36 protein-coding genes are annotated in these 17348 nt (G+C 50.2%); 2 read left to right on the plus strand and 34 right to left on the minus strand.

Annotated features, from left to right (window positions below; all coding sequences use genetic code 11):
- The first annotated feature begins 3 nt into the window (after window positions 1-3).
- Entirely contained in the window at window positions 4-417 is a 414-nt protein-coding gene (gene mscL, locus F3J26_RS22110; RefSeq protein WP_008457207.1) for a large-conductance mechanosensitive channel protein MscL, read from the plus strand.
- Here the strand turns inward: mscL and F3J26_RS22115 are convergent.
- The 31 genes from F3J26_RS22115 to rpsJ form a co-directional block, all read right to left on the minus strand.
- Complete coding sequence (locus F3J26_RS22115; RefSeq protein WP_166879791.1) at window positions 353-637, minus strand: alternative ribosome-rescue factor A; 285 nt, start codon at window positions 635-637, stop codon at window positions 353-355. The genes mscL and F3J26_RS22115 overlap by 65 nt on opposite strands.
- Window positions 638-702: 65 nt before the next feature.
- Window positions 703-1119 (minus strand): Zn(2+)-responsive transcriptional regulator, encoded by a 417-nt coding sequence (gene zntR, locus F3J26_RS22120; protein WP_166995996.1) that lies wholly within the window; start codon window positions 1117-1119, stop codon window positions 703-705.
- Window positions 1119-1490 (minus strand): DnaJ family domain-containing protein, encoded by a 372-nt coding sequence (locus F3J26_RS22125; RefSeq protein ID WP_166995998.1) that lies wholly within the window; start codon window positions 1488-1490, stop codon window positions 1119-1121. Before F3J26_RS22125 ends, zntR begins: the two co-directional genes overlap by 1 nt.
- Window positions 1491-1600: 110 nt before the next feature.
- Entirely contained in the window at window positions 1601-1987 is a 387-nt protein-coding gene (rplQ, locus tag F3J26_RS22130) for a 50S ribosomal protein L17 (protein WP_008457198.1), read from the minus strand.
- Between the two features lie 40 nt (window positions 1988-2027).
- Window positions 2028-3017 (minus strand): DNA-directed RNA polymerase subunit alpha, encoded by a 990-nt coding sequence (locus F3J26_RS22135; protein ID WP_008457196.1) that lies wholly within the window; start codon window positions 3015-3017, stop codon window positions 2028-2030.
- 25 nt (window positions 3018-3042) lie between these two features.
- The gene (rpsD, locus tag F3J26_RS22140) at window positions 3043-3663 is read right to left on the minus strand and encodes a 30S ribosomal protein S4 (protein WP_008457194.1); all 621 of its coding nucleotides are present in this window, start codon (window positions 3661-3663) and stop codon (window positions 3043-3045) included.
- A gap of 34 nt (window positions 3664-3697) precedes the next feature.
- The gene (rpsK, locus tag F3J26_RS22145) at window positions 3698-4087 is read right to left on the minus strand and encodes a 30S ribosomal protein S11 (protein WP_008457192.1); all 390 of its coding nucleotides are present in this window, start codon (window positions 4085-4087) and stop codon (window positions 3698-3700) included.
- Between the two features lie 16 nt (window positions 4088-4103).
- Window positions 4104-4460: a 30S ribosomal protein S13 gene (gene rpsM, locus F3J26_RS22150; RefSeq protein ID WP_008457189.1), complete on the minus strand. Its 357-nt coding sequence runs from the start codon at window positions 4458-4460 to the stop codon at window positions 4104-4106.
- Window positions 4461-4606: 146 nt separating this feature from the next.
- Window positions 4607-4723, minus strand: coding sequence for a 50S ribosomal protein L36 (rpmJ, locus tag F3J26_RS22155; RefSeq protein ID WP_008457187.1), 117 nt, complete (start codon window positions 4721-4723; stop codon window positions 4607-4609).
- A gap of 30 nt (window positions 4724-4753) precedes the next feature.
- Window positions 4754-6085, minus strand: coding sequence for a preprotein translocase subunit SecY (secY, locus tag F3J26_RS22160; RefSeq protein ID WP_008457186.1), 1332 nt, complete (start codon window positions 6083-6085; stop codon window positions 4754-4756).
- Window positions 6086-6092: 7 nt separating this feature from the next.
- Window positions 6093-6527 carry a 50S ribosomal protein L15 gene (gene rplO / locus F3J26_RS22165; RefSeq protein ID WP_008457184.1) on the minus strand — a complete coding sequence of 145 codons (435 nt, stop codon included), beginning with the start codon at window positions 6525-6527 and terminating at the stop codon, window positions 6093-6095.
- A 3-nt stretch (window positions 6528-6530) separates the two neighbouring features.
- Entirely contained in the window at window positions 6531-6710 is a 180-nt protein-coding gene (gene rpmD, locus F3J26_RS22170; protein WP_004846568.1) for a 50S ribosomal protein L30, read from the minus strand.
- Window positions 6711-6716: 6 nt separating this feature from the next.
- Window positions 6717-7217: a 30S ribosomal protein S5 gene (gene rpsE / locus F3J26_RS22175; protein ID WP_008457179.1), complete on the minus strand. Its 501-nt coding sequence runs from the start codon at window positions 7215-7217 to the stop codon at window positions 6717-6719.
- 14 nt (window positions 7218-7231) lie between these two features.
- Window positions 7232-7585 carry a 50S ribosomal protein L18 gene (gene rplR / locus F3J26_RS22180; RefSeq protein ID WP_008457177.1) on the minus strand — a complete coding sequence of 118 codons (354 nt, stop codon included), beginning with the start codon at window positions 7583-7585 and terminating at the stop codon, window positions 7232-7234.
- A 9-nt stretch (window positions 7586-7594) separates the two neighbouring features.
- Window positions 7595-8128, minus strand: coding sequence for a 50S ribosomal protein L6 (rplF, locus tag F3J26_RS22185; RefSeq protein ID WP_008457175.1), 534 nt, complete (start codon window positions 8126-8128; stop codon window positions 7595-7597).
- Between the two features lie 13 nt (window positions 8129-8141).
- On the minus strand, window positions 8142-8534 hold the full coding sequence (gene rpsH / locus F3J26_RS22190) for a 30S ribosomal protein S8 (protein WP_008457173.1): 393 nt from the start codon (window positions 8532-8534) through the stop codon (window positions 8142-8144).
- 33 nt (window positions 8535-8567) lie between these two features.
- Entirely contained in the window at window positions 8568-8873 is a 306-nt protein-coding gene (gene rpsN / locus F3J26_RS22195) for a 30S ribosomal protein S14 (RefSeq protein ID WP_008457171.1), read from the minus strand.
- A gap of 14 nt (window positions 8874-8887) precedes the next feature.
- Complete coding sequence (rplE, locus tag F3J26_RS22200) at window positions 8888-9427, minus strand: 50S ribosomal protein L5 (RefSeq protein WP_008457169.1); 540 nt, start codon at window positions 9425-9427, stop codon at window positions 8888-8890.
- Window positions 9428-9441: 14 nt separating this feature from the next.
- The gene (rplX, locus tag F3J26_RS22205) at window positions 9442-9756 is read right to left on the minus strand and encodes a 50S ribosomal protein L24 (protein ID WP_007724317.1); all 315 of its coding nucleotides are present in this window, start codon (window positions 9754-9756) and stop codon (window positions 9442-9444) included.
- A gap of 10 nt (window positions 9757-9766) precedes the next feature.
- A complete protein-coding gene (rplN, locus tag F3J26_RS22210) occupies window positions 9767-10138 on the minus strand; it encodes a 50S ribosomal protein L14 (RefSeq protein WP_008457164.1) in 372 nt (123 codons plus the stop codon).
- Between the two features lie 166 nt (window positions 10139-10304).
- Complete coding sequence (gene rpsQ / locus F3J26_RS22215) at window positions 10305-10559, minus strand: 30S ribosomal protein S17 (protein ID WP_008457160.1); 255 nt, start codon at window positions 10557-10559, stop codon at window positions 10305-10307.
- A complete protein-coding gene (rpmC, locus tag F3J26_RS22220) occupies window positions 10559-10750 on the minus strand; it encodes a 50S ribosomal protein L29 (protein ID WP_166996000.1) in 192 nt (63 codons plus the stop codon). The genes rpsQ and rpmC overlap by 1 nt, the downstream gene beginning before the upstream one ends.
- Entirely contained in the window at window positions 10750-11160 is a 411-nt protein-coding gene (rplP, locus tag F3J26_RS22225) for a 50S ribosomal protein L16 (RefSeq protein ID WP_002438716.1), read from the minus strand. The genes rpmC and rplP overlap by 1 nt, the downstream gene beginning before the upstream one ends.
- A 12-nt stretch (window positions 11161-11172) precedes the next feature.
- On the minus strand, window positions 11173-11871 hold the full coding sequence (gene rpsC, locus F3J26_RS22230; RefSeq protein ID WP_006817277.1) for a 30S ribosomal protein S3: 699 nt from the start codon (window positions 11869-11871) through the stop codon (window positions 11173-11175).
- Window positions 11872-11888: 17 nt separating this feature from the next.
- Entirely contained in the window at window positions 11889-12221 is a 333-nt protein-coding gene (rplV, locus tag F3J26_RS22235; protein WP_002919773.1) for a 50S ribosomal protein L22, read from the minus strand.
- A 14-nt stretch (window positions 12222-12235) separates the two neighbouring features.
- Complete coding sequence (gene rpsS / locus F3J26_RS22240) at window positions 12236-12514, minus strand: 30S ribosomal protein S19 (protein ID WP_001138115.1); 279 nt, start codon at window positions 12512-12514, stop codon at window positions 12236-12238.
- Between the two features lie 16 nt (window positions 12515-12530).
- A complete protein-coding gene (rplB, locus tag F3J26_RS22245) occupies window positions 12531-13352 on the minus strand; it encodes a 50S ribosomal protein L2 (RefSeq protein ID WP_008457150.1) in 822 nt (273 codons plus the stop codon).
- A gap of 17 nt (window positions 13353-13369) precedes the next feature.
- Window positions 13370-13672 (minus strand): 50S ribosomal protein L23, encoded by a 303-nt coding sequence (gene rplW / locus F3J26_RS22250; RefSeq protein ID WP_008457148.1) that lies wholly within the window; start codon window positions 13670-13672, stop codon window positions 13370-13372.
- A complete protein-coding gene (gene rplD / locus F3J26_RS22255; protein ID WP_008457145.1) occupies window positions 13669-14274 on the minus strand; it encodes a 50S ribosomal protein L4 in 606 nt (201 codons plus the stop codon). Before rplD ends, rplW begins: the two co-directional genes overlap by 4 nt.
- A gap of 10 nt (window positions 14275-14284) precedes the next feature.
- On the minus strand, window positions 14285-14914 hold the full coding sequence (gene rplC, locus F3J26_RS22260; protein WP_006178923.1) for a 50S ribosomal protein L3: 630 nt from the start codon (window positions 14912-14914) through the stop codon (window positions 14285-14287).
- A 31-nt stretch (window positions 14915-14945) separates the two neighbouring features.
- Complete coding sequence (gene rpsJ, locus F3J26_RS22265) at window positions 14946-15257, minus strand: 30S ribosomal protein S10 (RefSeq protein ID WP_001181005.1); 312 nt, start codon at window positions 15255-15257, stop codon at window positions 14946-14948.
- A gap of 388 nt (window positions 15258-15645) precedes the next feature.
- Here rpsJ and F3J26_RS22270 point away from each other — a divergent pair, with 388 nt between their 5' ends.
- Window positions 15646-16125, plus strand: a complete 480-nt coding sequence (locus F3J26_RS22270) for a prepilin peptidase (RefSeq protein WP_166996002.1) — start codon at window positions 15646-15648, stop codon at window positions 16123-16125.
- A 48-nt stretch (window positions 16126-16173) separates the two neighbouring features.
- Here the strand turns inward: F3J26_RS22270 and bfr are convergent, their stop codons facing one another.
- The 3 genes from bfr to F3J26_RS22285 form a co-directional block, all read right to left on the minus strand.
- Entirely contained in the window at window positions 16174-16647 is a 474-nt protein-coding gene (gene bfr / locus F3J26_RS22275) for a bacterioferritin (RefSeq protein WP_166996004.1), read from the minus strand.
- Between the two features lie 71 nt (window positions 16648-16718).
- A complete protein-coding gene (gene bfd, locus F3J26_RS22280) occupies window positions 16719-16913 on the minus strand; it encodes a bacterioferritin-associated ferredoxin (protein WP_008457135.1) in 195 nt (64 codons plus the stop codon).
- A 214-nt stretch (window positions 16914-17127) separates the two neighbouring features.
- Window positions 17128-17348: EF-Tu C-terminal domain-related protein (locus tag F3J26_RS22285; RefSeq protein ID WP_046082668.1), on the minus strand; the 221-nt coding region annotated here is incomplete at its 5' end.

The following is a 17348-nucleotide window of genomic DNA, read 5'->3' on the forward strand; positions in this document are numbered from 1 at the left end:
TTAATGAGTATTTTAAAAGAGTTTCGCGAATTCGCGATGCGCGGGAACGTTGTTGATTTGGCAGTAGGTGTGATTATTGGCGCAGCATTCGGGAAGATTGTTTCCTCCCTGGTAGCGGATATTATTATGCCACCACTGGGTTTGCTGATTGGTGGCGTTGATTTTAAACAGTTTGCTTTAACATTGCGTGATGCCCAGGGTGATGTTCCTGCGGTAGTTATGCACTACGGCGTATTTATTCAGAATATTTTTGACTTCGTGATTGTCGCGTTTGCCATCTTCATGGCCATCAAAGTGATCAATAAACTGAATCGTAAAAAAGCGGAAGAGCCTGCCGCACCTCCGGCACCGTCTAAAGAGGAAGTTCTGCTGAGCGAGATTCGTGACCTGCTGAAAGAGCAGAACCAACGGAATTAATACTGGTTATTAAAAGCAGAAAGCCAGTGGTAAAAAAGCGAATTGCTTGTTTGCCACTGGCCTCCCAGTTACCTCTCTTACCGTGTTTCTCATTTCTCTGATAACTGCCTTTCCCTTTCTTATTCTTCTCAACTCTTTGCCTGAACAGTGGGTCATGTAATAGCGCTTCAATGGCGTTATCTTTAATTTGCCCTTTTTGATGGCGATACTTGGTGCTCATAGTTACTCCAGATGGGTTAAACGATCGCCGCGAGTCTATGCCTGAGGCTGTAAAAGATCAAGCGGCTATTTTTTGTTGCTTGCTCCCTGTTCCAGCGCTTCAAGGATAGAACAATAAACGCTACTGTGTGCACTGCCACAACAAGCATCATTCAGACGCTGCAGCGAGCGCCGCATATTCTGCAATTCTTTGATTTTAGACTCAACCTCACTCAGCCGGCTCTGCACAATCCCTTTCGATTCCTGGCAAGTATGATGCTCAGGATCGATACGGATCGATAAAAGCTCCCGGATGGCCTCAAGCGTGAAACCAAGTTGCTTAGCGTAACGAATGAATTTAAGACGCTGAAGATCGCTGTCGCTATACAGGCGAAAACCACCTTCAGTTCGCACTTCGTGATCCATCATGTTTTGCTTTTCGTAGTAACGAATAGTATCCGGCGTCACATCCGCCAGTTTTGCCAGTTCACCTATACGAAACATCACCTTTCCTCATCGATATGCTGCATCAATTTTACGGCATACTCACCACGTAAGAAGTCGGTGTTTATACCCGCCTGTCGGAGCTTAAGCTCAAGCAGTGCGAGCTTTTTACCGATCGCCTGATATTCCTCGCTCTGAATATGCACCGTTTTTAGCAGATCAACCAGCTCAATGACATCCTTCCGCTGCTGCATCTCTGCCGGCAAGCAACCTGCATTTTTTAGCAGACGGTATCCGGCACGGAGCTCGGGAGGAACATGACTGTCATCGTCGAGCAATATAGGCTCACCGCTACCGACTAGCCCCTCGAACTCTCCGTTTCGCTGCGCATCAAGAATATGCCGTTCTGCCCATTGATCAAGCAACCACATAGCGACCTCAAAATTATCGGGAGTAATACAAGAATACGGGGAAAAGAGAGAAGGGAATATTCTGGATATAAAAAAACCGGGCAAGCCCGGTTTTTCTACGTTACTACAGATTACTCTGCAGCAGCTTCTGTTTGAGACTCGGCGCGATCAACCAGCTCGATGTAAGCCATCGGAGCATTGTCACCAGCACGGAAGCCACACTTCAGAATACGAGTGTAACCACCTGCACGGCTCGCGAAACGCGGACCCAGTTCATTAAACAGTTTTGCCACGATCTCGTTATCACGAGTGCGGGCGAATGCCAGACGACGATTAGCAACGCTGTCAGTCTTGGCAAGAGTAATCAGCGGCTCAACTACGCGACGCAGCTCTTTCGCTTTAGGCAGGGTCGTCTTGATGATCTCATGACGAACCAGTGAACCTGCCATGTTGCGGAACATAGCCTGGCGATGGCTGCTGTTGCGGTTCAGTTGACGACCACTCTTACGATGGCGCATGACCTTATCCTTCTCAGTAAAACCTTAACCTGTGATCCGGTTACTCGTCAGCAATGCTTGCTGGTGGCCAGTTTTCCAGGCGCATGCCCAGAGACAAACCACGAGAAGCCAGCACGTCTTTAATCTCAGTAAGAGATTTTTTACCCAGGTTAGGCGTTTTGAGCAGCTCAACCTCGGTACGCTGTACCAGATCACCGATATAGTGGATAGCTTCTGCCTTAAGGCAGTTAGCAGAGCGGACAGTCAATTCCAGATCGTCAACAGGGCGCAGCAAGATCGGATCGAATTCTGGTTTCTCTTCTTTAACTTCCGGCTGACGTACATCACGTAGGTCAACGAAAGCTTCAAGTTGTTCTGCCAGAATGGTCGCCGCACGACGAATCGCCTCTTCAGGATCGATTGTGCCGTTGGTTTCCATTTCGATGACCAGCTTGTCCAGGTCGGTACGCTGTTCTACACGCGCGGCTTCAACATTGTAGGCAATACGCTCTACAGGGCTGTAGCAGGCGTCGACCAGCAGACGGCCGATTGGGCGCTCATCTTCTTCCGAATGAATTCGGGTAGAAGCCGGCACATAACCGCGACCGCGCTGAACTTTGATACGCATGCTAATAGCAGCGTTCTCATCGGTCAGGTGGCAGATCACATGCTGCGGCTTGACGATTTCGACATCACCATCATGGGTGATATCGGCTGCGGTCACAGGGCCAATGCCAGATTTATTCAAGGTAAGGATAACTTCATCTTTACCTTGAACTCTTACCGCCAGCCCTTTCAGGTTGAGCAGGATTTCCAGGATATCTTCCTGAACGCCTTCTTTGGTGCTGTACTCGTGCAGTACACCATCAATCTCAACCTCAGTCACCGCGCAACCCGGCATCGACGAAAGCAGAATACGGCGCAGTGCGTTACCAAGAGTATGGCCAAAGCCACGCTCTAACGGCTCAAGGGTCACCTTGGCGTGCGTCGAACTCACTTGCTCGATATCTACCAGGCGTGGTTTTAGAAACTCTGTCACAGAACCCTGCATTGTGTCCTCTCTTTGGTACTAAGCTTTACTTGGAGTAAAGCTCGACGATCAGGTGTTCGTTAATGTCCGCAGACAGATCGGTACGCTCAGGCTTACGCTTGAACACACCTTCCATCTTGGCAGCATCAACTTCCAGCCAGGTTGGCTTTTCACGCTGCTCAGCCAGCTCCAGAGCGGCCTTAACGCGAGATTGCTTTTTGGCTTTCTCACGGATGCTGACTACGTCATTCGGAGTTACCTGATAAGAAGCGATGTTAACAACGCGACCATTTACCATGATAGCTTTATGGCTAACCAGCTGACGTGCTTCTGCACGAGTAGCGCCGAAGCCCATACGGTAAACAACGTTGTCCAGACGGCCTTCCAGCAGAGCCAACAGGTTTTCACCGGTGTTGCCTTTCAGACGAGCTGCTTCTTTATAATAGTTACGGAACTGACGCTCCAGCACACCGTAGATACGGCGAACTTTCTGCTTTTCACGCAACTGCACACCATAGTCAGACAGACGCGGTTTACGCGCACCGTGCTGGCCAGGAGCTTGTTCAATTTTACACTTGGTATCGATCGCGCGAACGCCAGACTTAAGGAATAAGTCGGTGCCCTCACGACGGCTCAGCTTGAGCTTAGGACCCAAATATCTTGCCATTTTCTTTCTCCAACAATCCTAGAAAACGGACGCGTTATACGCGACGTTTTTTCGGCGGACGACAACCGTTATGAGGGATTGGAGTCACATCAGTAATATTAGTGATGCGGAAACCAGCGGCGTTCAGAGCACGAATAGTTGATTCGCGGCCTGGGCCAGGACCCTTAACCATAACTTCCAGGTTCTTGATACCGTATTCTTTCACGGCTTCTGCGCAACGCTCTGCTGCAACCTGAGCTGCAAACGGAGTGGATTTGCGAGAACCACGGAAACCGGAACCACCGGCAGTTGCCCAACCCAACGCATTACCCTGACGATCGGTAATAGTAACGATGGTGTTGTTGAAAGAAGCATGGACATGAGCCACGCCGTCAGAGACTGTTTTTCTTACACGTTTACGTGCACGAATTGGTGCCTTTGCCATTATTCAATCACCCCGATTATTTCTTGATCGGTTTGCGCGGACCCTTACGGGTACGTGCGTTGGTCTTAGTACGCTGACCGCGCACTGGCAGACCACGACGATGACGCAAACCGCGATAGCAACCAAGGTCCATAAGACGCTTGATGCTCATGCTCACTTCACGGCGCAGATCACCTTCAACGACAAATTTGGCAACTTCGTCACGCAGCGTGTCGATTTGTTCTTCAGACAGCTCACTGATCTTAACATCTTCAGCGATACCCGCCGCAGCGCAAATGGCCTTGGAGCGAGTCTTGCCGACACCGTAGATCGAGGTTAACGCGATCACGGCGTGTTTTTGATCAGGAATGTTAATGCCTGCTATACGGGCCACTATGCACTCCTACTATTTAGATTATGCGTCCCATGCCGAAAAGCCCGTTTTCAGGATACTCAAATGGAAACGCATAGACATACAAAAGATTGGCTGGCTAATCTAGCCAGCTCAACCCAACTTTGCAAGAAAAATATGCGAGATAATCAGCCTTGACGCTGTTTATGCTTCGGCTCTACGCTGCAAATCACGCGAATAACACCGTCACGCTTAACGATTTTGCAGTTACGACATAATTTCTTGACGGAAGCACGAACTTTCATTTTTACTCTCCGTAACTTCTCAAGCGACGATTAACGGCCGTAGCCTTTCAGGTTCGCTTTCTTCAATGCAGACTCGTACTGACTTGACATCATCAGAGTTTGCACTTGAGCCATAAAGTCCATGATAACGACAACAACGATCAGCAGTGAGGTCCCACCGAAGTAGAACGGCACTTTCATTGCATCGCGCATGAACTCCGGGATTAGGCAGATAAAGGTAATGTACAACGCACCAACCAGAGTCAGGCGGGTCATTACTTTATCGATGTACTTCGCCGTTTGTTCTCCCGGACGAATTCCTGGTACAAATGCACCGGACTTCTTCAGGTTATCTGCTGTTTCACGCGGGTTGAAGACCAACGCCGTGTAGAAGAAACAGAAGAAGATGATTGCAGACGCATAGAGTAACACATAAAGCGGTTGCCCAGGCTGCAAATACAGCGAAATTGTTGTCAGCCAGTTCCAACCGGTACCGCCCCCGAACCATGACGCGATGGTCGCCGGGAACAGAATAATACTGGAGGCGAAGATCGCAGGGATAACCCCGGCCATGTTCACTTTCAGCGGTAAATGTGTGCTCTGCGCAGCATAGACACGACGACCCTGTTGACGTTTAGCGTAGTTGACCACAATGCGGCGCTGGCCACGCTCAACAAAAACAACGAAGAAGGTCACTGCAAATACTAATACTGCAACCAACAGCAACAGGAGGAAGTGCAGGTCGCCTTGCCTTGCTTGCTCGATGGTATGGCCAATGGCCGGCGGAAGTCCCGCAACGATACCCGCGAAGATTATGATTGAGATACCGTTACCGATACCACGTTCAGTAATCTGTTCACCCAGCCACATCAGGAACATTGTCCCGGTGACAAGACTTACAACAGCGGTGAAATAGAATGCAAAGCCTGGGTTTAACACCAGGCCCTGCATACCAGGCATATTCGGTAAACCGGTAGCAATACCGATTGACTGGAATATTGCCAGCACCAGAGTGCCGTAACGGGTGTACTGGCTAATCTTACGACGACCAGATTCCCCTTCTTTCTTCAGCTCTGCCAACGCGGGATGAACCACGGTAAGCAGTTGAATGATTATCGATGCCGAAATGTACGGCATGATACCCAGCGCGAAGATAGAAGCACGGCTGAGAGCACCACCAGAGAACATGTTAAACATCTCAATGATGGTGCCTCGCTGTTGCTCAAGCAGTTTGGCAAGTACAGCGGCATCAATACCAGGGATCGGAATAAAAGAGCCAATACGAAACACAATCAGCGCACCGATAACAAACATCAGTCTGCGTTTCAGCTCGCCGAGGCCGCCTTTAGCACTTTGAAAATCTAATCCCGGTTGTTTTGCCATCTGCTACTTATTCCTCGATTTTACCGCCAGCAGCTTCGATAGCAGCACGAGCGCCTTTGGTCACACGCAGGCCGCTAACAGTTACCGGACGAGTTACCTCACCAGACAGGATCACTTTCGCGAACTCGATCTGAATACCGATAATGTTTGCTGCTTTCAGCGTGTTCAGGTCAACTACGTCGCCTTCAACTTTCGCCAGATCGGACAGACGAACTTCTGCCGTGATCATTGCTTTGCGAGAGGTGAAACCGAATTTCGGCAGACGACGGTACAACGGCATCTGACCACCTTCGAAACCACGACGTACGCCACCACCAGAACGAGAGTTCTGACCTTTGTGACCACGACCGCCGGTTTTACCGAGGCCAGAACCGATACCACGACCCAGACGCTTGGAAGCGTGCTTAGACCCTTCGGCCGGAGACAGAGTATTTAAACGCATCTCTTACTCCTCAACTTTAACCATGTAGGAAACCGCGTTGACCATACCGCGTACAGCAGGAGTATCCTCGCGCTCTACGGTGTGGCCAATACGACGCAGACCCAGGCCAAGCAGCGTTGCCTTGTGTTTCGGCAGACGACCGATTGCACTGCGGGTTTGAGTGATTTTAATAGTCTTTGCCATGGTCAATTACCCCAGAATTTCTTCAACGGATTTACCACGCTTGGCAGCGACCATTTCTGGAGATTTCATATTCGCCAGGCCATCGATAGTTGCACGAACCACGTTAATCGGGTTAGTGGAACCATACGCTTTAGCCAGGACGTTATGAACACCAGCGACTTCCAGGACGGCGCGCATTGCACCACCGGCGATGATACCGGTACCTTCGGAAGCCGGCTGCATGAACACGCGGGAACCTGTGTGCACGCCTTTAACAGGGTGCTGCAGGGTGCCGCTGTTCAGCGCGACGTTAATCATGTTGCGACGGGCTTTTTCCATCGCTTTCTGGATCGCTGCTGGAACTTCACGCGCTTTACCGTAACCAAAACCAATACGACCGTTACCGTCGCCTACCACTGTCAGAGCAGTGAAGGAGAAAATACGACCGCCTTTAACGGTTTTAGATACGCGATTTACCGCGATCAGCTTTTCCTGCAGTTCGCCAGCTTGTTTTTCGATGTGAGACATCTTACACCTCTACCTTAGAACTGAAGGCCAGCTTCACGGGCAGCATCTGCCAGTGCCTGGACACGACCATGATATTGGAAACCAGCACGGTCAAAAGCAACAACGGTGATGCCTTTTTCCAGAGCGCGCTCAGCAACAGCTTTACCTACAGCTGCAGCGGCGTCTTTGTTTCCAGTGTACTTCAGTTGCTCAGTGATAGCTTTTTCTACAGTAGATGCAGCTACCAGAACTTCAGAACCATTTGGAGCAATTACCTGTGCGTAAATATGACGCGGGGTACGATGTACCACCAGGCGAGTTGCACCCAGCTCTTTGAGCTTGTGACGTGCGCGGGTCGCACGACGGATACGAGCAGATTTCTTATCCATAGTGTTACCTTACTTCTTCTTAGCCTCTTTGGTACGCACGACTTCGTCGGCGTAACGGACACCCTTGCCTTTGTAAGGCTCAGGACGACGGTAGGCGCGCAGATCAGCTGCAACCTGACCGATCATCTGCTTATCAGCGCCTTTCAGCACGATTTCAGTTTGAGTCGGACATTCAGCAGTGATACCCGCAGGCAGCTTATGCTCAACAGGGTGAGAGAAGCCCAGGGCTAAATTCACCACGTCGCCTTTAACGGCTGCACGATAACCTACACCAACCAGCTGCAGCTTCTTAGTGAAGCCTTCGGTAACACCGACAACCATTGCGTTCAACAGCGCACGAGTGGTACCCGCTTGGGCCCACGCGTTTGCAAAGCCTTCGCGCGGAGCGAAAGTCAGAGCATTTTCAGCGTGTTTAACTTCAACAGCATCGTTGATAGTACGAGTCAGCTCGCCGTTTTTACCTTTGATCGAAATAACCTGACCGTTGAGTTTTACCTCTACGCCTGCAGGAACAACGACCGGTGCTTTAGCAACACGAGACATTTTATTCCTCCAATTACGCTACGTAGCAGATAATTTCGCCACCAAGACCAGCCTGGCGCGCTGCACGATCAGTCATAACACCTTTAGAGGTAGAAACGACAGCAATACCCATGCCGGCCATAACTTTAGGCAGCTCATCTTTTTTCTTATAGATGCGCAGGCCTGGGCGGCTGACTCGCTGAATGCTCTCTACCACAGCCTTGCCCTGGAAATACTTAAGAGTCAGTTCCAGTTCAGGCTTGATGTCGCCTTCAATTTTAAATTCTTCAATATAACCTTCTTCCTTCAGCACGTTGGCGATTGCCACTTTCAGCTTGGAGGAAGGCATGGTGACCGCAACTTTGTTCGCGGCCTGACCGTTACGGATACGGGTCAGCATATCCGCGATCGGATCTTGCATGCTCATCTGTCTCTACTCCCGTGATTCAATTGGTGACAATTACCAGCTAGCCTTTTTCAAGCCAGGTACTTCACCGCGCATGGCGGCTTCACGTAACTTGATACGGCTCAACCCGAACTTGCCCACATAACCATGTGGACGACCAGTCTGGCGGCAGCGTTTACGCTGACGGGACGGGCTGGAATCACGCGGCAGAGTTTGCAGCTTGAGAACAGCGTTCCAACGGTCTTCGTCGGTCGCGTTCACATCAGAAATGATAGCTTTCAGTTCTGCGCGTTTAGCGAAGAATTTTTCAGCCAAAGCAACGCGCTTTACTTCGCGTGCTTTCATTGATTGCTTAGCCATGAAGTAACCCTACCTTACTTGCGGAACGGGAAGTCAAAGGCAGCCAGCAGAGCACGGCCTTCATCATCAGATTTCGCAGTAGTGGTAATGGTAATATCCAAACCACGGACGCGATCGACTTTGTCGTAATCGATTTCTGGGAAGATGATCTGCTCACGGACACCCATGCTGTAGTTACCACGACCGTCGAAAGACTTAGCGGACAGGCCACGGAAGTCACGGATACGAGGTACAGCAATAGTGATCAGACGCTCAAGGAACTCCCACATGCGTTCGCCACGCAGAGTTACTTTACAGCCGATCGGATAGCCCTGACGGATTTTGAAGCCTGCAACAGATTTGCGTGCTTTGGTGATCAACGGCTTTTGACCGGAGATTGCTGTCAGATCAGCTGCTGCGTTATCCAGCAGTTTCTTGTCAGCGATCGCTTCACCAACACCCATGTTCAGGGTGATCTTCTCGACCCGAGGGACTTGCATGACAGAATTGTAGTTAAACTCAGTCATGAGTTTCTTAACTACTTCGTCTTTGTAGTAATCATGCAGTTTCGCCATCGTACTACTCCAAATTACTTGATAGTTTCGCTGTTAGACTTGAAGAAACGGACTTTTTTGCCGTCTTCGAATCTAAAGCCTACACGGTCAGCCTTGCCGGTTGCCGCGTTGAAGAGAGCAACGTTAGAAACCTGAATTGCAGCTTCTTTTTCAACGATGCCGCCTGGTTGGTTCAGGGCCGGAACCGGCTTCTGATGTTTCTTAACCAGGTTGATACCTTCAACAATGACCTTGCCGGAAGACAGGACATTTTTTACTTTACCGCGCTTACCTTTATCTTTACCGGTTAACACGATAACTTCGTCATCACGACGGATTTTCGCTGCCATGATTCGCTCCTTAGAGTACTTCTGGTGCCAGAGAGATAATTTTCATGAACTTCTCATTACGCAGTTCACGAGTTACCGGCCCAAAAATACGCGTGCCGATTGGCTGCTCACTGTTATTATTTAAAATAACGCATGCATTGCCATCGAAGCGAATGACAGAACCGTCCGGGCGACGAACACCCTTCTTGGTGCGCACCACTACCGCTTTCAGCACATCGCCTTTCTTCACCTTACCGCGAGGAATTGCTTCCTTGATGGTAATTTTGATGATGTCGCCGACGCCTGCGTAGCGACGGTGCGAGCCACCCAGAACCTTGATACACATTACGCGACGTGCGCCGGAGTTGTCGGCCACGGTCAGCATAGTCTGTTCTTGGATCATTTCAGTGCTCCGCTAATGTCAACTACTACTTCGGGACCTGGAAATCAGGTCGTTAAAAAGCCCCATAAACGAGGGCGCGGCATTATAACACCGGTTCCAGGATATGGGTAGAAAAAATAAACGGCTCATCGCTGAGCCGTTTATTTGTTTGAGAGAGGGTACTGTATTACAGAACCGCTTTCTCTACAACGCGAACCAGCGTCCAGGACTTAGTCTTGGACAGCGGACGGCATTCGCGGATTTCAACCACGTCACCGATACCGCATTCGTTGTTCTCGTCATGTACGTGCAGTTTGGTCGTACGCTTGATGAATTTCCCGTAGATCGGGTGCTTCACAACACGTTCGATGGCAACAACAATGGATTTCTCCATTTTGTCGCTGACAACGCGACCTTGCAGAGTACGGATTTTATCGGTCATTACGCACCCGCCTTCTGAGTCAGTAAAGTCTTAACACGTGCAACATCACGACGAACCTGCTTCAGCAGGTGAGTCTGTTGCAGCTGGCCACTTGCAGCCTGCATGCGCAGATTGAACTGCTCACGCAGCAGGTTCAGCAGCTCGGTGTTCAGCTCTTCGATGCTCTTTTCACGCAGCTCTTTTGCTTTCATTACATCACCGTCTTAGTTACAAAGGTGGTTTTGATAGGCAGTTTTGCTGCTGCCAGCTTGAAGGCTTCACGGGCCAGCTCTTCAGGTACGCCGTCCATTTCGTACAGGACTTTACCTGGCTGGATCAAGGCAACCCAATACTCCACGTTACCTTTACCTTTACCCATACGCACTTCAAGCGGCTTTTCGGTGATCGGTTTGTCCGGGAATACACGGATCCAGATCTTACCCTGACGCTTAACTGCACGGGTCATTGCACGACGTGCTGCTTCGATCTGACGGGCAGTCAGACGACCACGGCCAACAGCTTTCAGACCGAAAGTGCCGAAGCTAACATCCGTACCCTGCGCCAGACCACGGTTGCGGCCTTTGTGCACTTTACGGAATTTTGTACGCTTTGGTTGTAACATCAGCGACTCTCCTTACTTACGGCCTTTACGCTGCTGCTTTTTAGGTTGAGCAGCCGGTTCCGGTTGTTCAACAGCAGCCATACCACCCAGGATCTCACCTTTGAAGATCCATACCTTAACGCCGATTACACCATAAGTGGTGTGCGCTTCAGAGGTGTTGTAGTCGATGTCAGCACGCAGAGTGTGCAACGGCACGCGACCTTCACGGTACCATTCGGTACGTGCGATCTCGGCGCCGCCCAGACGGCCGCTAACTTCAACTTTGATACCTTTAGCGCCCAGACGCATTGCGTTCTGTACAGCACGCTTCATCGCACGACGGAACATCACACGACGCTCCAGCTGAGAAGTGATGCTGTCAGCAACCAATTTTGCGTCCAGTTCAGGTTTACGAACTTCGGCGATATTGATCTGTGCAGGAACGCCAGCGATATCCGCTACGACCTTGCGCAGTTTTTCTACGTCTTCACCTTTCTTACCGATAACGATACCTGGGCGAGCGGTGTGAATGGTCACACGGATGCTCTTAGCAGGACGCTCGATAACGATACGAGATACAGACGCCTTAGCCAGTTCCTTAGTCAGGTACTGACGTACTTTAAAATCGCTGTCCAGGTTGTCAGCGAATTCTTTGGTGTTCGCAAACCAGGTTGAGTTCCATGGTTTTACAATACCCAGGCGAATACCATTAGGATGTACTTTCTGACCCATTGCTAGTCTCCAGAGTCTCAGCGATCGGACACAACCACAGTAATGTGGCTGGTGCGCTTCAGGATGCGATCTGCACGACCTTTTGCACGAGGCATAATGCGCTTCATGCTAGGGCCTTCGTCTACGAAGATTTTCGCGACTTTCAGATCGTCAATGTCAGCGCCATCGTTGTGTTCAGCGTTAGCAATGGCAGATTCCAGTACTTTCTTAACCAATACAGCCGCTTTCTTATTGGTGTAGGTCAGAATATCCAGAGCCTGCGACACTTTCTTACCGCGAATCAGGTCAGCAACAAGGCGAACCTTCTGAGCAGAAGAACGAGCATGGCGATGTTGAGCTAAAGTTTCCATCTCTTCCTCCTACCTTATTTCTTCTTCGCTTTTTTATCAGCAGCGTGGCCGCGATAAGTACGAGTCGGTGCGAATTCACCCAGTTTGTGACCGACCATTTCGTCGGAAACAAAGACTGGAACGTGCTGACGACCATTATGGACAGCGATGGTCAAACCGATCATGTTAGGAAAGATCGTTGAACGACGGGACCAAGTGCGCAGGGGCTTCTTGTCACCGCTTTCCACCGCTTTCTCTACCTTCTTCAGCAAGTGCAGGTCAATAAAAGGACCTTTCTTGAGAGAACGTGGCATGGCTTATCCTCTAAAATTATTTGCTACGGCGACGTACGATAAATTTATCAGTACGCTTGTTGCTGCGGGTCTTCTTACCTTTGGTCTGAACGCCCCACGGGGATACCGGGTGCTTACCAAAGTTACGACCTTCACCACCACCATGTGGGTGATCGACTGGGTTCATCGCGGTACCGCGAACGGTAGGACGAACACCACGCCAGCGAGCAGCACCTGCTTTACCCAGAACGCGCAGCATATGCTCAGCGTTGCCAACTTCGCCCAGGGTAGCGCGGCAGTCAGCTTCGACTTTACGCATTTCACCGGAGCGCAGGCGCAGGGTAACGTAAGCACCATCACGAGCAACGATCTGCACGTAGGTACCAGCGGAACGAGCCAGCTGACCGCCTTTACCTGGTTTCATTTCTACGTTATGAACGGTAGAACCAACCGGGATATTGCGCATCGGCAGGGTGTTACCCGCTTTGATTGCAGCATCAACGCCAGACTGAATCTGGTCGCCAGCTTTCAGGCCTTTAGGGGCCAGGATGTAACGGCGTTCGCCATCTTTGTACAGAACCAGCGCGATGTTCGCGGAACGGTTCGGATCGTACTCAAGACGTTCAACAACTGCCGGGATACCATCTTTGTTGCGTTTAAAGTCAACAATACGGTATGCCTGCTTGTGACCACCACCGATATGACGGGTAGTGATACGACCATTGTTGTTACGGCCACCGGATTTGCTGTTTTTTTCCAGCAACGGAGCAAAAGGCTTGCCCTTGTGCAGCTCAGGGTTAACCACTTTAACTACGTGGCGACGACCCGGAGATGTCGGTTTACATTTAACAACTGCCATTGTCTTTCTCCTCCGACTTACTCAGCGCCGCCGACGAAGTCCAGATTCTGGCCTTCCTTCAGGGTGACGTAAGCTTTTTTCCAGTCGCTACGACGACCAACACGCTGTCCGTGACGTTTAGTTTTCCCTTTAACTACCAGGGTGTTAACGTCTTTTACTTCAACTTCGAACAGCTTCTGTACAGCAGCAACGATCTCTGCTTTGGTCGCGTCAGTCGCAACTTTGAGTACGATGGTGTTGGTTTTTTCCATCGCGGTAGACGCTTTTTCAGATACGTGCGGCGCGCGCAGTACTTTCAGCAGACGTTCTTCACGGATCATGCCAGCATCTCCTCAACTTGCTTAACTGCTTCCGCAGTCATAACGACTTTGTCGAAGGCGATCAGGCTAACTGGGTCGATTGCAGCTACATCGCGCACGTCAACCTTATGCAGGTTACGAGCAGCCAGGAACAGATTCTCATCCAGTTCACCGGTCACGATCAGCACATCTTCCAGAGCCATATCTTTCAGTTTCTGAGCAAGCAGCTTGGTTTTCGGTGCTTCAACAGAGAACTGCTCAACAACGATCAGACGATCCTGACGTACCAGTTCGGACAGGATGCTTTTCAGCGCGCCGCGGTACATCTTTTTGTTAACTTTTTGACTGTGGTCCTGCGGGCGAGCAGCGAAGGTTACGCCACCGGAACGCCAGATCGGGCTCTTGATAGAACCAGAACGCGCACGGCCGGTACCTTTCTGGCGCCACGGCTTTTTGCCGGAACCAGTTACTTCAGCACGGGTCTTCTGAGCACGAGTACCCTGACGGGCGCCTGCTGCATAAGCAACAACAACCTGGTGTACCAGCGCTTCGTTGAAGTCACGACCGAAGGTAGTTTCGGAAACAGTCAGCGCGCTTTGCGCGTCTTTCAATACTAATTCCATTGCTATCCCCTTACGCCTTCACAGCTGGTTTAACGATCAGGTCGCTACCGGTTGCACCCGGGACCGCACCTTTCACCAGCAGCAGGTTGCGCTCAGCGTCAACACGTACTACGTCCAGGCTCTGAACAGTGACACGTTCGTTACCCAGCTGGCCTGCCATTTTCTTGCCTTTGAACACTTTGCCCGGAGTCTGGTTCTGACCGATAGAACCCGGAACGCGGTGAGACAAGGAGTTACCGTGGGTCGCGTCCTGGGTACGGAAGTTCCAGCGCTTAACGGTACCTGCGAAACCTTTACCTTTAGAGGTACCGGTTACGTCAACTTTTTTAACGTCAGCAAACAGTTCAACGCTAATGTCCTGACCTACGGTGAACTCTTCGCCTTCAGCAAGACGGAATTCCCACAGACCACGGCCAGCTTCAACGCCAGCTTTAGCGAAGTGACCAGCTTCCGGCTTGGTTACACGGTTAGCTTTTTTAGCACCAGTGGTCACCTGAACAGCACGGTAGCCGTCGTTAGCCAGGTCTTTAACCTGAGTAACACGGTTTGCTTCTACTTCGATTACGGTTACTGGGATAGAAACGCCGTCTTCAGTGAAGATACGGGTCATACCCACTTTTTTACCGACTAAACCAATCATTGTTTCAACCTCTCAATCGTCAATGACCTGATTAACCCAGGCTGATCTGCACGTCTACACCGGCAGCCAGATCCAGACGCATCAGAGCATCAACGGTTTTCTCAGTTGGCTCAACGATGTCAACCAGACGCTTGTGAGTGCGGATCTCGTACTGATCACGCGCGTCTTTGTTGACGTGCGGGGAGATCAGAACGGTAAAGCGCTCTTTGCGGGTCGGCAGCGGGATCGGACCACGGACTTGCGCACCAGTGCGCTTAGCAGTCTCGACGATTTCCGCAGTTGATTGATCGATCAGACGATGATCAAACGCTTTAAGGCGGATACGGATTCTTTGGTTCTGCATGAGACCAGAGCTCCAATTATTTTATAGACGAAAAAAATTACTACTCACATCCATTACGATTGATGGAGGAGTGTAATCGTTCATACATAGTCCCCCAATTGGGGACATTGTTTGATAGCAACTGAATTGCTTCGACTGACTGCTATCAGGGTTCATATTGAACCAGCGGTCTATTAAGACAGCCCGCGCATTATACGGGTTTCAAGGCAGCTTGCAAGTCATATGGGTTGAAATTTCACCGGCATCCTGCATTTAGTGAGTTTCATGCCTTACCTTCCCTATATCTTCGAGGCATTGCGCATTATCACACGCCAAATTAGAAGGTTGATAGGTTTAGCCAGCACACCCGCGTAGCATCCGAGGGCTTAATACTCAGCGGGATAAAAAGATGATACTGACCGACATACAGATCGCCTGGCTACTCCCCGTCGCTGCGTTGCTCTATTTTTGCCTGGCTCTGGCGCTAAGCTTGAGTGATTTCAAAACCATGCTTCTACCAGACAGACTTACCCTACCCTTACTGTGGCTGGGATTGTTGTTTCATAGTCTGGTTAACCCCCACCATTTTCATCATGCCGTATTCGGCGCGATAGCCGGCTACCTCTTCCTGTGGGTTATCTTTCAAGTATTCCGTTATGCTACCGGCAAAGAAGGATTAGGTTATGGTGATTTCAAACTGCTGGCGGCAATTGGAGCCTGGAGCTACTGGCAGCATCTGCCTCTCATCGTCGCTTTGGCATCTTCCCTGGGGATCGCTTATGCCGGAATACTTTATCTGATCGGGTACCGTGACAGCGCTGAAATGCCTTTTGGCCCCTGGCTTGCGCTCTCAGGATGGGGGAATTTTTGCTGGCAGGTGTTTGGATAAGGTTTCAAAGAAGACAGAGGGAAATCCCTCTGTCTTGATCATACGGGGTTACTCTTCGCGTATCTGGGCCTGCAGGTAGTTCTGAATGCCCAGCTTCTGAATGAGGTCCAGTTCCGTTTCGAGCCAGTCGATATGGCCTTCTTCATCGGCCAGAATTTCGATCATCAGGTCACGGCTAACATAATCATGCACTTTATCGGCATAGGCGATGGCTTCACGCAAATCCTTTGCACCCTCCAGTTCCAGCCTCAGGTCAGAGCGAAGCATTTCTTCGACATCCTCCCCAATACCCAGCTTGCCGAGGTCCTGCAGATTTGGAATGCCTTCGAGGAAGAGAATACGTTCGATGTACTTATCGGCGTGCTTCATTTCATCGATGGACTCGTGGTACTCAACGTCGTTCAGACGTTTTAATCCCCAGTTTTTGAACATGCGGGCATGTAGAAAATACTGGTTAATTGCGACAAGCTCGTTTCCCAATAATTTATTGAGATAATTTATTATCTTAACATCACCTTTCATTTTGACATCCTCCGCTTCCACTTATTGAAGCGTAGATGTCACAGGGTGTAAGTCAAAAAAATGAGCGTGTTTTAAGCGATCTCTTTAAATTCCGGGATCTGCATCAGTTCGTCTTGCATGATTTCACGCGCCTGTCGAACACACTTCCCGCACTGATTTCCCACCGGGATAAACTTTCTAAGTTGCTGAAAAGACTGCGGGTGATGTTGTCGCACCGCCTGACGAATTGTCTTATCGCTTACACCGTTACACAAGCAAACGTACATGATCACTCCCGCTCAAAAACTGCGCAAATTGTAAATGAGAATGATTGGCTTTACAAGGAGTACGGCGGGGCAGAAGACAGAGAATGGTAATCAAATGCAAAAACTGATGCCAACTGCAGTAAGCGATCGCTTTCACTGGCAAACAGCAAATTTCAAACATAAAAAAGGGCATCCTAAGATGCCCTTTTCACTATTGCATTAAAGTATCAGAGGATTAGCTCAGAACTTTTGCAACAACACCAGCGCCAACGGTACGGCCGCCTTCACGGATTGCGAAACGCAGACCGTCGTCCATCGCGATTGGGTGAATCAGGGTAACAACCATTTTGATGTTGTCGCCTGGCATTACCATCTCTACGCCTTCTGGCAGTTCGATGGTACCGGTCACGTCAGTTGTACGGAAGTAGAACTGTGGACGGTAGCCTTTGAAGAACG

This window comes from Enterobacter sp. Ap-867, from assembly GCF_011752855.1.
In the GTDB taxonomy this organism is placed as follows: Bacteria; Pseudomonadota; Gammaproteobacteria; order Enterobacterales; family Enterobacteriaceae; genus Cedecea.

Bases quoted from the DNA above. Each gene is read 5' to 3' on its own strand.
- mscL (WP_008457207.1), top strand. From the start codon at position 4: ATGAGTATTTTAAAAGAGTTTCGCGAATTCGCGATGCGCGGGAACGTT.
- F3J26_RS22115 (WP_166879791.1), bottom strand. From the start codon at position 637: ATGAGCACCAAGTATCGCCATCAAAAAGGGCAAATTAAAGATAACGCC.
- zntR (WP_166995996.1), bottom strand. From the start codon at position 1,119: ATGTTTCGTATAGGTGAACTGGCAAAACTGGCGGATGTGACGCCGGAT.
- F3J26_RS22125 (WP_166995998.1), bottom strand. From the start codon at position 1,490: ATGTGGTTGCTTGATCAATGGGCAGAACGGCATATTCTTGATGCGCAG.
- rplQ (WP_008457198.1), bottom strand. From the start codon at position 1,987: ATGCGCCATCGTAAGAGTGGTCGTCAACTGAACCGCAACAGCAGCCAT.
- F3J26_RS22135 (WP_008457196.1), bottom strand. From the start codon at position 3,017: ATGCAGGGTTCTGTGACAGAGTTTCTAAAACCACGCCTGGTAGATATC.
- rpsD (WP_008457194.1), bottom strand. From the start codon at position 3,663: ATGGCAAGATATTTGGGTCCTAAGCTCAAGCTGAGCCGTCGTGAGGGC.
- rpsK (WP_008457192.1), bottom strand. From the start codon at position 4,087: ATGGCAAAGGCACCAATTCGTGCACGTAAACGTGTAAGAAAAACAGTC.
- rpmJ (WP_008457187.1), bottom strand. From the start codon at position 4,723: ATGAAAGTTCGTGCTTCCGTCAAGAAATTATGTCGTAACTGCAAAATC.
- secY (WP_008457186.1), bottom strand. From the start codon at position 6,085: ATGGCAAAACAACCGGGATTAGATTTTCAAAGTGCTAAAGGCGGCCTC.
- rplO (WP_008457184.1), bottom strand. From the start codon at position 6,527: ATGCGTTTAAATACTCTGTCTCCGGCCGAAGGGTCTAAGCACGCTTCC.
- rpmD (WP_004846568.1), bottom strand. From the start codon at position 6,710: ATGGCAAAGACTATTAAAATCACTCAAACCCGCAGTGCAATCGGTCGT.
- rpsE (WP_008457179.1), bottom strand. From the start codon at position 7,217: ATGTCTCACATCGAAAAACAAGCTGGCGAACTGCAGGAAAAGCTGATC.
- rplR (WP_008457177.1), bottom strand. From the start codon at position 7,585: ATGGATAAGAAATCTGCTCGTATCCGTCGTGCGACCCGCGCACGTCAC.
- rplF (WP_008457175.1), bottom strand. From the start codon at position 8,128: ATGTCTCGTGTTGCTAAAGCACCGGTCGTTGTTCCTGCAGGCGTAGAG.
- rpsH (WP_008457173.1), bottom strand. From the start codon at position 8,534: ATGAGCATGCAAGATCCGATCGCGGATATGCTGACCCGTATCCGTAAC.
- rpsN (WP_008457171.1), bottom strand. From the start codon at position 8,873: ATGGCTAAGCAATCAATGAAAGCACGCGAAGTAAAGCGCGTTGCTTTG.
- rplE (WP_008457169.1), bottom strand. From the start codon at position 9,427: ATGGCGAAACTGCATGATTACTACAAAGACGAAGTAGTTAAGAAACTC.
- rplX (WP_007724317.1), bottom strand. From the start codon at position 9,756: ATGGCAGCGAAAATCCGTCGTGATGACGAAGTTATCGTGTTAACCGGT.
- rplN (WP_008457164.1), bottom strand. From the start codon at position 10,138: ATGATCCAAGAACAGACTATGCTGACCGTGGCCGACAACTCCGGCGCA.
- rpsQ (WP_008457160.1), bottom strand. From the start codon at position 10,559: ATGACCGATAAAATCCGTACTCTGCAAGGTCGCGTTGTCAGCGACAAA.
- rpmC (WP_166996000.1), bottom strand. From the start codon at position 10,750: ATGAAAGCAAAAGAGCTGCGTGAAAAGAGCATCGAAGAGCTGAACACC.
- rplP (WP_002438716.1), bottom strand. From the start codon at position 11,160: ATGTTACAACCAAAGCGTACAAAATTCCGTAAAGTGCACAAAGGCCGC.
- rpsC (WP_006817277.1), bottom strand. From the start codon at position 11,871: ATGGGTCAGAAAGTACATCCTAATGGTATTCGCCTGGGTATTGTAAAA.
- rplV (WP_002919773.1), bottom strand. From the start codon at position 12,221: ATGGAAACTTTAGCTCAACATCGCCATGCTCGTTCTTCTGCTCAGAAG.
- rpsS (WP_001138115.1), bottom strand. From the start codon at position 12,514: ATGCCACGTTCTCTCAAGAAAGGTCCTTTTATTGACCTGCACTTGCTG.
- rplB (WP_008457150.1), bottom strand. From the start codon at position 13,352: ATGGCAGTTGTTAAATGTAAACCGACATCTCCGGGTCGTCGCCACGTA.
- rplW (WP_008457148.1), bottom strand. From the start codon at position 13,672: ATGATCCGTGAAGAACGTCTGCTGAAAGTACTGCGCGCGCCGCACGTA.
- rplD (WP_008457145.1), bottom strand. From the start codon at position 14,274: ATGGAATTAGTATTGAAAGACGCGCAAAGCGCGCTGACTGTTTCCGAA.
- rplC (WP_006178923.1), bottom strand. From the start codon at position 14,914: ATGATTGGTTTAGTCGGTAAAAAAGTGGGTATGACCCGTATCTTCACT.
- rpsJ (WP_001181005.1), bottom strand. From the start codon at position 15,257: ATGCAGAACCAAAGAATCCGTATCCGCCTTAAAGCGTTTGATCATCGT.
- F3J26_RS22270 (WP_166996002.1), top strand. From the start codon at position 15,646: ATGATACTGACCGACATACAGATCGCCTGGCTACTCCCCGTCGCTGCG.
- bfr (WP_166996004.1), bottom strand. From the start codon at position 16,647: ATGAAAGGTGATGTTAAGATAATAAATTATCTCAATAAATTATTGGGA.
- bfd (WP_008457135.1), bottom strand. From the start codon at position 16,913: ATGTACGTTTGCTTGTGTAACGGTGTAAGCGATAAGACAATTCGTCAG.